The organism is Kouleothrix sp. 19917 (assembly GCF_057073505.1).
On record NZ_CP097099.1, the window covers coordinates 89301 to 102142 of the forward strand.

At 62.7% G+C, this 12842-nt stretch carries 14 protein-coding genes; 3 read left to right on the top strand and 11 right to left on the bottom strand.

Annotated features, from left to right (window positions below; translation table 11 throughout):
• Positions 1-383 precede the first annotated feature (383 nt).
• The 5 genes from M1P90_RS00380 to M1P90_RS00400 all read right to left on the bottom strand — a co-directional run bounded on the left by M1P90_RS00380 (position 384) and on the right by M1P90_RS00400 (position 4455).
• Positions 384-1244, bottom strand: a complete 861-nt coding sequence (locus tag M1P90_RS00380) for a hypothetical protein (protein WP_483700620.1) — start codon at positions 1242-1244, stop codon at positions 384-386.
• Positions 1245-1318: 74 nt separating this feature from the next.
• A complete protein-coding gene (gene serS, locus M1P90_RS00385) occupies positions 1319-2584 on the bottom strand; it encodes a serine--tRNA ligase (protein ID WP_483700621.1) in 1266 nt (421 codons plus the stop codon).
• 102 nt (positions 2585-2686) lie between these two features.
• Entirely contained in the window at positions 2687-3130 is a 444-nt protein-coding gene (locus M1P90_RS00390; RefSeq protein WP_483700623.1) for a hypothetical protein, read from the bottom strand.
• Positions 3131-3197: 67 nt separating this feature from the next.
• Positions 3198-3689 (bottom strand): NUDIX hydrolase, encoded by a 492-nt coding sequence (locus M1P90_RS00395; protein ID WP_483700624.1) that lies wholly within the window; start codon positions 3687-3689, stop codon positions 3198-3200.
• Between the two features lie 271 nt (positions 3690-3960).
• Entirely contained in the window at positions 3961-4455 is a 495-nt protein-coding gene (locus tag M1P90_RS00400; RefSeq protein WP_483700626.1) for an NUDIX domain-containing protein, read from the bottom strand.
• 485 nt (positions 4456-4940) lie between these two features.
• Between M1P90_RS00400 and M1P90_RS00405 the strand changes: the two genes are divergently transcribed.
• Positions 4941-5999 carry a sensor histidine kinase gene (locus M1P90_RS00405; RefSeq protein WP_483700627.1) on the top strand — a complete coding sequence of 353 codons (1059 nt, stop codon included), beginning with the start codon at positions 4941-4943 and terminating at the stop codon, positions 5997-5999.
• A 289-nt stretch (positions 6000-6288) separates the two neighbouring features.
• The gene (locus M1P90_RS00410) at positions 6289-6444 is read left to right on the top strand and encodes a Flp family type IVb pilin (RefSeq protein WP_483700629.1); all 156 of its coding nucleotides are present in this window, start codon (positions 6289-6291) and stop codon (positions 6442-6444) included.
• 79 nt (positions 6445-6523) lie between these two features.
• Here M1P90_RS00410 and M1P90_RS00415 read toward each other — a convergent pair whose 3' ends face one another.
• From M1P90_RS00415 to M1P90_RS00440, 6 genes are all read right to left on the bottom strand, one after another.
• Positions 6524-6766: a hypothetical protein gene (locus M1P90_RS00415; protein WP_483700630.1), complete on the bottom strand. Its 243-nt coding sequence runs from the start codon at positions 6764-6766 to the stop codon at positions 6524-6526.
• A gap of 66 nt (positions 6767-6832) precedes the next feature.
• Positions 6833-7417, bottom strand: a complete 585-nt coding sequence (gene pth / locus M1P90_RS00420) for an aminoacyl-tRNA hydrolase (RefSeq protein WP_483700632.1) — start codon at positions 7415-7417, stop codon at positions 6833-6835.
• Between the two features lie 18 nt (positions 7418-7435).
• Positions 7436-8407 carry an ATP-grasp domain-containing protein gene (locus M1P90_RS00425; protein ID WP_483700633.1) on the bottom strand — a complete coding sequence of 324 codons (972 nt, stop codon included), beginning with the start codon at positions 8405-8407 and terminating at the stop codon, positions 7436-7438.
• A gap of 100 nt (positions 8408-8507) precedes the next feature.
• Positions 8508-9665 carry an N-acetylmuramoyl-L-alanine amidase gene (locus tag M1P90_RS00430; RefSeq protein ID WP_483700634.1) on the bottom strand — a complete coding sequence of 386 codons (1158 nt, stop codon included), beginning with the start codon at positions 9663-9665 and terminating at the stop codon, positions 8508-8510.
• A gap of 139 nt (positions 9666-9804) precedes the next feature.
• Entirely contained in the window at positions 9805-10857 is a 1053-nt protein-coding gene (locus M1P90_RS00435; protein ID WP_483700636.1) for an SPFH domain-containing protein, read from the bottom strand.
• A gap of 89 nt (positions 10858-10946) precedes the next feature.
• Positions 10947-11804 (bottom strand): PAS domain-containing protein, encoded by an 858-nt coding sequence (locus M1P90_RS00440; RefSeq protein WP_483700637.1) that lies wholly within the window; start codon positions 11802-11804, stop codon positions 10947-10949.
• A 233-nt stretch (positions 11805-12037) separates the two neighbouring features.
• On the opposite strand from M1P90_RS00440, the gene M1P90_RS00445 reads away from it, so the two are divergent.
• On the top strand, positions 12038-12721 hold the full coding sequence (locus tag M1P90_RS00445) for a zinc ribbon domain-containing protein (protein WP_483700639.1): 684 nt from the start codon (positions 12038-12040) through the stop codon (positions 12719-12721).
• The last annotated feature ends 121 nt before the right edge of the window (positions 12722-12842 follow it).

A 12842-nucleotide genomic window follows, 5' to 3' on the forward strand; every position in this document is an offset into this window, starting at 1 on the left:
GCCGTATCGAAAGGTGCCGGGGCAGACGAGCGAAGGACGATAGATTTACCACAGAGACACAGAGGCACGGAGGTTTTGAAGACGGCATCTTGAGTAGGCCGCAGGCCGTATCGAAAGGTGCCGATAACTGACGACCGACCACAGAAATGTGGCCGGTCGTCGTTTTTGCGTGGCTTGATGAGGCGCGGTGATCGTCAGTCGTCGGTAGTAGTGCCGCACAGTCCTTCATCCACGACGCAGAGCTATTCATCTGTGCTGCACTGTCGTTCATCCACGACGCAGAGCTATTCATCCGTGCCGCACTGTCGTTCATCCGTGCTGCACTGTCGTTCATCCGCGCCGCAGAGCCATTCGTCCTTGGTCCTTTGTCTTTCGTCCCTATATCACGGCCCCTGCGCCAGGTTCGCCGCCGGGCACCAGCCCTCGTAGCCGGCCGCTTCCACCAGCTGCCAGCGCACATTGTTCCCATCGGTCTGCTGCTGGTCGCGCAGCGTGACCTGCATGCCGTCGGCAAGCTGAATCGCGCGCGTTGGGCTGTCGAACGAGGCGGTGACATGCAGCCAGCCCGGCCCGCCATTCAGCCCGGTAATGGTGGCGCGGCGCACTGGTGGCGTGGGTGTGGGGTCGGCGTCGAACTCGACCGGGGCAGGCGTGGGCGCGGGAATTGCGCCAAGTGCGCGCAGCAGGCGCGGCCCGTCAATCTGCTGGTAGATCACCCACATCACGCTGGCAAAAGCCGCCAGAAACACCAGCGTCGCAATGATCCGCACAGTTGGGAAGCGCCGCGGCCCAGCTTCCTGCCCCCAGATCGGCGGCGCGGTGGCCACCGTCGTGCGCGCGCGCTCGGCCCGCTGGTCGATCTGGCGCAGCAGTTCGCGCCGCCCGCAGACATTCGCCGCCAGCCGGCCAAGCTCCTGCACGTCGGCCGCGCTCCAGTCGCAGGCGTCGCCGCGCATCAGCCCAATCCGCGCGCGCGCGGAATCGAGTGCGCGGGCGCGCGCCTCGCCGCTGAGCAGTTTGTGCTGCTCGGCCAGGGCGGCGCGGCGCAGCCAGGTCAGCTTGCGCTGCGCGATGGTGGCGCGGTCGTCGGCTGGCAGCTCGGGCAGATCCGCCAGCGCCGCGTCAAGCCCACCTTCCAGCGCGCCATGGAACGCCAGCAGCGCCGCGCCCAGCAATGCCGGGTCGTCGCCAGCGCGCCGAAAAATCGCCACCCCGCGCTCCAGCCGCTCGTCGATCTCACCCATCCACGACTCCAGGCAAGGAGATGGGGAAACAAGGAGACAGCTCTCGCCTGCCTCCTTGTCTCCTTGTCTCGTTCTTATCGAATAACGTCGGTACCCATGTAGTGCTGCAGCACCTTTGGCACGGCGATTGTGCCGTCGGCCTGCTGGTAGTTTTCCATAATCGCGATGATCGTGCGCGGCATGCCCAGGCCCGAGCCGTTCAGCGTATGCACATACTCAGGCCGCGCGCCCTGCTCGGGGCGGAAGCGCACGTTCGCGCGGCGCGCCTGGAACGCCTCGACATTCGAGCACGAGCTGACTTCCAGCCACTCGTTCTGGCCCGGTGCCCACAGCTCGACATCGTAGGTTTTGGTGGCGGCAAAGCCCAGGTCGCCAGTGCAGAGCGCCTTGGTGCGGAACGGAATTTCGAGCAGGCGGCAGGTTTCCTCGGCGTCGGCGCGCAGTTTCTCCAGCTCGGCGTAGCTCGTGTCGGGCGCGACGAACTTGTACATCTCGACCTTGTCGAACTGGTGGCCGCGCTTGATGCCGCGCACATCGCGCCCGGCGCTCATTTTCTCGCGGCGGAAACAGGGCGTGTAGGCGCAATAGTGCAGCGGCAGCTGGCCCATATCCAGAATCTCGTCGCGGTGCAGGCTGGTCACCGGCACCTCGGCGGTCGGCACCAGCCACAGGTCGTCCTCCACGTCGCGGTACAGGTTGTCGCGGAACTTCGGCAGCTGGCCCGACGCCCACACGGTTTCTTCCTTCACCACAAAGGGCGTGTAGACCTCGGTGTAGCCCTGTTTGCCGTGCAAGTCCAGCAGCCACTGAATCACGGCGCGCTGGAGCTTGGCGCCCATGCCCTTCATCACATAGAAGCGTGAGCCCGAAATTTTCACGCCGCGCTCGAAGTCGATCATGCCCAGCGCCTCGCCCAGCTCCCAGTGCGGTTTAGGCGCGAAGTCGAACTGGCGCGGCTCGCCTTCCTGCGCAATCACGACATTATGATCTTCGTCGGGGCCGTCGGGCACATCGGCATTTGGGATGTTGCGCAGCTCCAGCAGGCCCATGCGCTGCTGTTCTTCCACCTGCGCTACCTGCTTGTCGAGCTCGGCAATGCGGTCGCCCACACCGCGCATCTCGGCAATTTTGGCGTCGCGCTCGGCGGCGTCTTTCATCTTGCCAATTTCTTTCGAAACGGCGTTGCGCGTGGCCTTGAGCGCCTCCACTTCCTTCAGCAACGTGCGGCGCTGCTCGTCGAACGCCAGCACGGCGTCGATTGCGCCCGGCTCAACGCCCGCGCGCCCAAGCTGCGCCTTCACCGCATCGGGCTGCTCGCGCAGCAACTTGATATCAAGCATCCTGTTCCTCCTTATTGTAAGCGTCGTTCAGTTAAGCCACACAGCGCACAGAGAACACTGAGTTTTGATCTCTGTGCCCCAGTAGCTTGAATCTCCAAAGTCTTATTGTTTCCCAAACAGCTCGCCAATCAGCTGCACTGTCGCCCGGAAGTCGATGTTTTGTCCGTCATTCAGGCCGCGCATCATCTCGTAGGCTTGCCGGCGCTTGGCCGGGTCGTCGATCTGGCGAAAATCGAAAAACAGCTCGTCGCCCTGCTGCACAATGTAGCGTGTGGCGGTGCCGCCGCGCGCCAGCGCCTGCGCCGCCGAGCGGCGCACCAGCGGGTTGAGGATCGGCACCAGGCCCTCTGGCACGTCTTCCACCGGCGCGGGCATACTTGCTTGCGCGGGCGGCAGACTACTCGCGCCCGGCGCCGATGGCCCGCTGCGCGGCTGGTAGCGTGCATCGCGCGGGAAGCTGCCCCAGCTGCGGTTCAGCGCAACCAGCGTGGCCGCCAGCGCCGCCAGCACCAGCACGCCAATCGCGATCCAAACGAGTGTATCCATACGCTTCCTCGCCCTGCTGCATGCCCTGCATCTGCGTAATCTGTGTAATCTGTGGATTAATCACGCATCAGATCCGCACAAAGCTCCACGAAACCAGCTCGCCATTCTTGTAGGGCGCAATGCCGTGAAAGACTTTGCTCTCGCGCTCGAACACCATATCGAGCCACATGCGGTCGCTGTCCCACATATTCAGGCTGTGCAGCTTTTCGACGGGCACCCACTCCAGCGTGCCCTCGTGGTTGCGCTCCAGCGGCGTGCCGCTCCAGCGGTCGATGCGGAAAATAAACGCGAACCAGTCTTCTTCGTTCTTGCCAAAGCCCGGCCAGCTAATCGTGCCGCGCAGCACCAGCTCCTCGGCTTCGATCCCGGCTTCCTCAAGGATCTCGCGGCGCATCCCCGAAACCACATCCTCGTCGCTGTCGACCTTGCCGCCCAGGCCGTTGTACTTGCCATAGTGCAGGTCGTCCGGCCGCGTGTTGCGATGAATCATCAGCACCTGCGTGCCGTCGGGCGACATTACATAGCCCAGGGTTGCCAGAATTGGCGTGTATGCCGCCATTATGCGCTCCATCTATCACAGTCGTCAGGTCTCAGTAGTCAGAAATCAGAATGCCTTGCGCCTTCTGTGACCTTCGCAAATAATACCAAGTTCGGGTAAACACTTGCCTTTTGTCATTCTGAACGAAGCGCCAGCGGAGTGAAGAATCTCCTTTTGACAATGCCAAGAGATGCTGAGCGTAGCGAAGCATGATAATTCAGAAGTGATCATCCGTACTTGGTACAACAAGGTGCGCAACATTCAAACATAGAACCTGCAAACCTGTAACCGCTCACCATTCGCGGTACAGCCGCCGCTCGCCGCGCACATACTCGTCAATGCGCCGCCGGCTGCCCTCGTCGGTGCTGGGCGGCAGCGCGCCGGGCGGGAAAAAGCGCGCCTCGGCAATCTCAAGCGAGCGCGGCGGCTGCGGCTCGTCAGCGGTTTCGCCCGCAAACACCCCGATGTAGTTGCTCACGCCCTTGCCAAAGCGATCGTACAAGCCCAGAAACTGGATATTGTGCATCTGCACGCCGCTTTCCTCGGCCGCCTCCCGCGCTGCCGCCTCGGCCATGCGCTCGTAGCGCTCGACGCCGCCGCCCGGCAGCGCCCACGGCGTGCGCCCGGCCCGGTGCCGAATGAGCAGCACCTCGCCATTGCGCACCACCACAGCGCGCACCCCGATCAGCATGGGCCGCCGCAGCCGCCACACCACCGAGCGCATGAGCATCGCCGAGCCATAGATCGGCCCAAGCAGCGCCTGTTCAAACCGTTGCCAGAAGGTCATGAGCGAAATATCCTGTGTTGCGGGGAATCAAAAAACCCCCGCCCTTCGAACCGTGCTGCCTGTTGCGCATTCGCGCTCAGAACAAGCAATTCGAAGGACGAGAGCCTTCAAACTCCCGTGGTGCCACCTTCATTCGCCGCATAGTGCGGCCTCAGGCGCGCTGTGCGCGCAGGCGCTGTAACGGGCGCGCCCGGGCCAGGTTCGGCGCGGCTGCCCGCACATCCCTGGCGACTCAGGAGTGGATCGGCGCGTGCCCAACTACCGCCTCGCACCATCCGGCGGCTCTCTGGAGTGGGCGACGGCCTATGCTCCGTCGGCGTCATTTCGCGGATTATACCACGCGCCGATCGGGCATGCAATCGGCTGATCGGCTGAGTTGATAACAATTTGATCAGGCGTCGTTTGAAACATACGGCAGTTTATGGTCATCCTATGCTATAATCTTCACGACGCATCTGCTAAAAGTATATACAAGGGGGTCTGTGGTGGCACCGAGCGAAACTCAACAAAAACTCGAAGAGCTTCATCAGACCGTCGGTGCTGATCTCGAAAAGACGCGGCGTGAGCTTGGCGAAATGGAAACGCTGCTGCGCCAGACGACTGCCGAAGTCGAGAAGCTGGCACAGCGCGAGCTTACCGTCGCCAACCGCCTGCGCGACCTTGAAGTCAACCTCGATAAATACAGCAAGGCCGATATCAAAAACTTCTACACCTCGGCCCAGGAAGTTCAGATGCGCCTGCTGATGATGCGCGGCCAGCTCGAGCAGCTTCAGTTCCGCCAGCAACTGCTGAAGGGCCGCCAGTCGCAGCTCTACGAGATTGTTTCGGCGCTGGAGCCGGTGGTAGGCGCCGACATGGGCGGCGGGCCGCGCGGTGGCAGCGACGAAGGCACCGACCTGATCGCCGCAATCATTCAGGCGCAGGAAAACGAGCGCCTGCGCATTTCCCTGCAAATGCACGACGGCCCGGCCCAGTCGATGAGCAACCTGGTGCTGCGCGCCGAAATCTGCCAGCGCCTGCTCGACCGCGACACTGAGCAGACGCGCGGCGAGCTGGTGGCGCTGAAGGGCGCAATCAACACCACGCTGCAAGACACGCGGCGCTTTATCTTCGACCTGCGGCCCATGATCCTCGACGACCTGGGTCTGGTGCCGACTCTGCGGCGCTATGTCCAGCAGTTCAGCGAAAAAAACAAGATGGAAGTCAACCTCATGGTGCAGAATATGGACGCGCGCCTGCCAAGCCACTACGAGGTCGCGCTGTTCCGCTTTATTCAGGAAGCGCTCAATAACGTCGCCCGGCACGCCAATGCCAGCCAGGCGCGCGTCCTGCTCGATCAGAATAATGGCAGCTTGCACGTGTCGATCGAGGACGACGGCACTGGCTTCCATGTCAACGAGGTGCTGAGCGAGGAAAGCGGCCGCCGCAACCTGGGCATCGAAACACTGCGCCAGCAGGTCGAGTCGCTGCTGCGCGGCGAGTTTGGGATCGAAAGCTCGGTCGGGCGCGGTACGCGGGTGGCGGCTGTGGTGCCGATGCCCTAGCTTCCCGCTGAAGAATGACGCCGGTGGCCGTTCTGGTTGCCGGCGTTTTTTGTTGCCCGGCAGAAAAATCGCAGACTGTATGAAAAGAAATAATTGGCGATACTTTCCAATTAAGATATGCTGATTTTTTGGCCCGAGCACCAAAATCGGCACACAAAAATTGTAGATGAATAAATGTTCAGCGAGGTACCATGACTTCTAGGACCTTCTGACTATTGAGTTCTGCACCTGAAAAATCTATAATACGGCTGGTTAATAACAATTCTTCACATTAAAGGGGGTGATTGCAGTGATTCGTAGCTTTTTCGCGAAAGAAGAAGGCCAGGGCCTGGTCGAGTACGCGCTTATTCTGGTGCTTATCGCTATTGTTGTTATTGGTATCCTGACGCTGCTCGGCGGTAAGGTCAGCCAGGTGTTCAGCTCGATCAACAGTGGCCTGAGCTAGGCTTTCGCCTCACTCAACAGAAAACCGCCGCGCCAATTGGCGCGGCGGTTTTCTGTTGGGAACGATTATGCTGGCACGCCTAGCCGGCGAGAACGCGGATCAACAGAACGGCTCCGAGCGTCACCACCATAATCGGCAGACAGCCGATACCACCTTGTTCCTGCTGCGGTTCTGCCTGGACATAAATAACCGTCGGCGGCCTGGGGGCGGGCATCATCAGTCGGGTCACGAGTGCGGCGATGCATGCGGTCAAGACCATCGTCAAGATCGTAGCCATAGCTGCAGCCTCCTTTACGACGATGCGGCTGTTCAGCTTCAGCATACGCTGCTACTGCGCAGCCGCGCCTCAGTCGTTGGGAGGAACCTAGGCTGTGCGCGGTGGCGCAGCTTACTCGTGCGGGGCCTTGCCAGTGCCGTTGTATGTGTTCATGGCGCGGGCGAAACCCTCGCGGATGATCAATTCGACTGCGTCGGCGACGCGGCCATGCACCTCGGGCAATGCGGCCTCTTCATCGCGGGTGAAGCGCCCCAGCACGTAGTTCGCGGCGTCGCGGCCAGGCGGCCCCTGCCCCACGCCCACGCGGATGCGCGGGAACACCTGCGAGCCTAGCAGGTTTACCACCGACTTCATGCCGTTGTGGGTGCCGGCGCTGCCACGCTCGCGCAAGCGCAGCACGCCAAAGGGCAGGTCGAGGTCGTCGTAGATCACCAGCAGGTTCTCGGCGGCGCTCACTTTATACCACTGGCATAAGCCCACGGCCGCCTGCCCAATCACATTCATATAGGTGAATGGCTTGGCGAGCGCCACGCGCTGCCCGCCGATGGTGCCCACCGCCACGCGCGACTTGGCGATCTTCTCGCTGAACGAGAGATTGTTGCGGCGCGCGACGTCGCTCACGCACTGGAAGCCCAGGTTGTGGCGCGTTTTTACATATTCTTCGCCCGGGTTGCCCAGGCCCATTACAATCCACACAAGCGTCTCTCTGCGTGTTTAAACGAATATCGGGGCTGGCGCGGCGGGCCGGGCCGGGCGCGGGCTGCGGGTGCGGCGCAGCGTTTGCTCGGCGATCTCGCGCGTGACGGTTTCGGCCACCTGCATGGGCATGCCGCTGGCACCAAACTCAGCGTGCGTCAGCATAAAGCACTTGTTGTTCAGGTAGTCGATTGGCAGGAAGGCGAAACGCCCACTGCGCCAGGTCAGCGCGATTTCGGTTGAAAACCAGGTGTAGCCGGAAACCAGCGCGATCATGCGCGAAATGCGTTCCAGCTCGTGCAGGCCGTAGCGCGCAATCTGCTCGGGCGTGACCAGCTCGGTGGCGTGGGTTTCGGGGTGCCAGAAGCAGGGCATCACGGTGCCGAAGCAGTTGTACACGCGGAACCAGGCGGTCCGCCCTTCAAGGTCGATTGGCTCCACAAACTCTTGCAGCAGGTAGGTATCTTCGTCGTCGTAGTCGCGCGCGTTGGCCAGGGCGGCGGCAGTTGGTTCCATGCCCAGCACCACGCCACCCGAGCCCGAGCCGCGCGCCGGCTTGCAGACAATCCGCCGACCAAGGTAAGCCTGCTCGGCGGCGGTCAGGTCGCGGCTGGGCTGCTCGGGTTGCCAGAGCAGGGTGCGCGGCATGGCCAGACCCACGCGCTCAAGCTCCTGGTGAATCACGGCTTTGTCGCCATAAATGCGCACGCGGTCGGGGTCGTCGAGCACCATGCCGCCGGCATCTTTCACGGCGCAGCCTAGCTCATAGTCGGCGCGAAACGAGCGGCCCATATAGTCGATCAGACAATCGATGTGAAGGGTGCCGCGCTGCAATGCCCAGCGCAGTGTTTCGGCCTGCTCGTGGTTTCGGCAGTGCGCAAAACTCATGCCGCGCTGGTGGGCGGCATGTTCGAGCATGCGAATAAACTGCGGGGTGGGCGAGTCGTCGCCGCGCCGCGCAAACACAATATGAAAGTGGTGAGTAGTCATGTCTTTCCCGGTGAAAACAGAACACACGATCTGGTAGCATACCGCCAGTTGGCGTATGTTGCAAATCGCGTGGGTATTGGCGGCGGGGCCGCGCAGCGCATCAGGAGTCGGTTGATGGTAAGGGGGTCGGCAAAGGATCGTTGCTTTCGGCCACCTGATCGCGCCGCACCCAGCCCGTAATCCGCGCGCCGCCGCGCACGACCACCTGATACCAGCCGTCGCGCTCCTGGAAGATGAACAGGCGGTCGTCGGGGCCGATGTGGGCGAGCACGTTGGCGTTGTCGCGCGGCGCGGCCAGCACATCCACCCCGTCGGCGGCAATCGGGCGCTGGGTTTTGTACTCGGGTGGCAGCAGCGCCGCGCCGTCGCTGGGGTCGCGCTCGTTGAGGTAGCGCACAATGCCGTTGGCAATGCCCACCGCCACGCGGTCGGCCTGATCAATCATCATGGCGCGGTCGGCGGCGTTGGTAAGAAAGCCCATCTCGACGATGACCGCAGGCGTGGTGCGCGCGATGGCGTGGGTGTGGCGGCGATAGTTGAAGGCGTAGTAGCCGCGCATGTTGAACGTCACCGCGCCATCCTGCGGCATGCCGGTGGTGCTGGCGTACTCCTCGACCATGCTGTCGAGCAGGTGCTGCGAGGCGCGCGAGGTGCGCCACGGCGTGGCAAGCTTGAAGCCACGGCTGCTGCTGCTGCTCGAGCCATCGGCGTGGATCGCCACAAAGACGTCGGCATCGTACGATGGCGGCACCGTGGCAGGAATCAGATCGACCAGCAGGCCACGGCTTTCCAGCAGCGCAACCACGCGATTCGCTACGTTGAGGTTCACGTCGGCCTCGGCGTAGCCGCCCGCAAACGCGCCCGACGAGGTACGCAGGCGTGCCAGCTCATCGGGCAATTCTTTCGACTTCCAGTGGCCGACCTGGATGCCAACGCGGGCCGGCGTGCCGGCTGGGCGCGGCGAAGGCGTGGGGATGATGCTGGGCGTGGCCGTGGCTGGAATATCGGTGGCGGTGGGAATGGTGGTGCTGGTTGGCGGAACGCTGGTGGCGACCGGTTCGGCAGTGGCGCTTGGTGGCGCGGGCGTGTCGGTGGCGCGGGCGGCGGCCTCGGCAATCTCAGCGGCGGCAGTAGGCGGCAGCGTGGGCATATCTGGCGCGGCCGGCGCGGCGGGTTGTTTCAGCGCCATTGCGCCAGTAACGGCGAGCGCCAGCGCAACCCCAAGCAATACACGTTTGCGAACCAGCTGTGTGAGCACGCGCCACCCCTGATCTATTGGGCCGAATGGCGGCTAGTATAGCATGGCACCGGGCGCAGGGAGGGACGATTTAATGAGAGATGAATGAGACCCCGCCAACTCTGTGCTGACGGGGTCGTGGGGCTGCGGAGGATGACGGTTACTTCAGCGCGGTGCCGCATTCGGTGCAGAACTTTGCGCCGGCCTGCGTGGTTGCGCTGCACTTGGGGCATGCCGGCGCGACCAGCGAATGGCCGCACTCGTTGCAGAACTTGGCGTTGGCGATGACTGACGTGCCGCACTGGGGGCAGTGTTTGGTTTGCGGCGCGGCTGGCGCGCTTGGGGCCGGCGCGGGCTGCAGCGACGGCGTGAGCGCATTGCCCATCACTGCGCCGAGGTTCATACCAACGCCCAGGCCCACACCTGCGCCGGCCAGGTTGTTGCCTCCGGCGCGGGCGGCATCTTCCAGCGCCTCGGCGGCTTTATAGCGTGTATAGCCCTCGATTCCACCCATAGCCGCCACGCCGCCAGCCTGATCAACACGGTTCTCAAGCTCCTCGGGCATAGTGATGGTGTTGATATAGAAGCGCACCAGCTCAAGGCCCAGCCCGGCGAAATCGGCCTTGAGCGCGCTGTGAGCCGCCTCGGACAGCTCGTCGTACTCGGTCGCGAGATCGACCACCGAGAGCTTGCGCTCGCGCATCCACTCGGCAATCACATCGGCCACGCGCGCGATAATCGAGCTGCGCAGCTGCTCTTCGACATCCTGCACGGTGAAGCGCCCGCGCGTGCCAACCACCGAGGTCAGCAGGCGGCGTGGCTCGGCCACCTGAATGATATAGGTGCCAAAGGCGCGAATACGCACCAGGCCAAACTGCGAATCGCGCATGGGAATGGGCTGCGGCGTGCCCCAGCGCATGTCGGTATGCTGGAGCAGGCTGACATAATACACATCAGCGCGAAATGGGCTTTTGTTGCCGAAGGGAATTTTGATCAGATCGACCAGCAGCGGGATGTTATTGGTGGTGAGCGTGTGCCGGCCGGGGATGAGCATGTCGAGAAAGCGGCCATCGCGCGCGAAAAAGGCCAGCTGGCCTTCGCGCACCACGCACTGCGAGCCCAGGCGCAGCTCGCCCGAGCCGTTGGGTGGCACGCGGGCGGCCAGCACATTGCCAGTGGGGTCGAGGTATTCGACAAGATCGAGCAAGGCCATGACGTTTCTCCTCGGTGGTGCATTGATCGCTCAAACGGTACTGTTCGGGTACCGCAGCGATCTACGCAAAAGGTGCGCGCCGGTTTCAGCTATTGCCGCCGCACGGTGTAGCTAAGCTGTCGCAGCGCATCTTCCAGGCCATTTTGCAAGGTTGCGCGTGTTTGAATGCGGCTGAAATCAATGCCCAGCCCAACCAGCGTCTGCGCGATTTCTGGGCTGATGCCCACCAGAATGCTGTTGCAGCCCAGCAGCTGCGCGGCCTGCATGGCTCGAATAAGGTAGCTCGCCACGCCGGTATCGACGACGGGAACGCCGGTGATGTCGATAATGATCACCTGCGCGCTGGTGCGGCTGATCGAGTCGAGCAGGCTTTCCATGATCTGAAGCGCGCGCCGGCTTTCGATCACGCCCATCAGTGGCAGGAGCAGAATGCCATTCCAGACCTGAATGACTGGGACGGCCACTTCGTCGAGCAGCTTGCGCTGCATCTCGACGATTTCCATCTTCTCATCAACTTCAATTTGCAGGCGCGCAACTTCTTCCTGCCGGCGCCTGAGGTCGGTGATGTCGGTGATGATTGCCAGCAGCGCAACCGCTTCGCCGTCCTGGCCGCGGATCGGGAATTTGCGCGTCCAGCTGACGTGTGTGCTGCCGTCGCTGTGCTGCACAACTTCTTCGGTTGATTGCGGCTGCCCGCTGGCGAAAAGTTCGTCGTCGGCCTTCCAGTAGCCAGCGACAAGCGCAGCATCGAAGAAATCAGGGTCGCTGCGGCCAATCAGAGCGGCGGGCGGGTGCCCAAGCATTGCCGCAAACGCGCTGTTACACGCAACCCAGCGGTGCGCGCGATCTTTGACGAAGACGGGGTCGGTAAATGCATCGAAAGCCGATTGGAGCATGGCCTGAACAGGCAGGTCGGCCGGCACGCCGGTCGTGGGTGCGTCGGTCATCATTGTATGCCTCGCGGTAGAATGTTTTGGTCGAATGTCAAAGGCACTGGCAGCACAGAGCGCATCAGAAGCGCGTTCTGCCCACTTAAACACATACACGTATTGTACCGCGCTGTCGATTTCGAAAGCGTAACACTTTTCTTACGGTTTTGTACGGTCGCTTGTGCGCAACAGTCTGGTACGCTTCGGCGTCGTATCGCCAGTATTCACCACAGGCCCGGAAAGGATTGTGTATGCCTCCCATGCAGGTTGACGAGGTGTTGTGCCGACGCTGCGACGAGCCCAACCCGGGCGGCGCGCTGTTTTGTACGGGCTGCGGCGCAGCTTTGAGCGATGTTGCAGCTGCCCCACCGCTGCTCGCCCAACGCGGGCCAGCCTGCCCCGGCTGTGGTGCGGGCAACCCGCCGGGATCGCGCTTCTGCGTGACGTGTGGGGTGGGGCTGGCTGGGCGCGTGCCAGTGGGCTATGCGCCGGCATTGGCGGCCGCTGGAGCGGGCGGCCCAACCACCCTCGTGCAGCATATCTATGTCGCCGCGCCGCCCACGCCCGACTCGCTGCCGTTGCTGGTGCGGGCGCTGTGGTTCCTGTTTGTGGGGCTGTGGGCTGGCCAGTTCTGGCTAATGGCGGCCTGGCTGCTGAACATCACGCTGATTGGCATGCCGCTGGGCCTGTGGATGCTGAACCGCCTGCCGCAGGTGATGACCCTGCGCCAGCAGCGGCGCGGCCTCGCGACGGCAACACTCGGCAGCAGCGCGCATATTGCGGTGCGGGCCGTGTACTTTGTGCTGATCGGCTGGTGGCTGAGCTTGCTGTGGCTGCAACTGGCCTGGCTGTTTTCCGCCAGCATCATCGGGCTGCCGCTGGCGTTTCTGATGTTCGAGCGGGTTGGCGCGATTACGACGCTGGCGGATAGCTAGCGCGCTTTGGACGCGGGGGTTAGGGAATGGGGGATAGGGATTGGTGATTACAATACAGAAATTTTCCCTGAGTTCCGCATCGCTTTGTTGATAATCAACTAGACAACTGGGGATAGGAAAT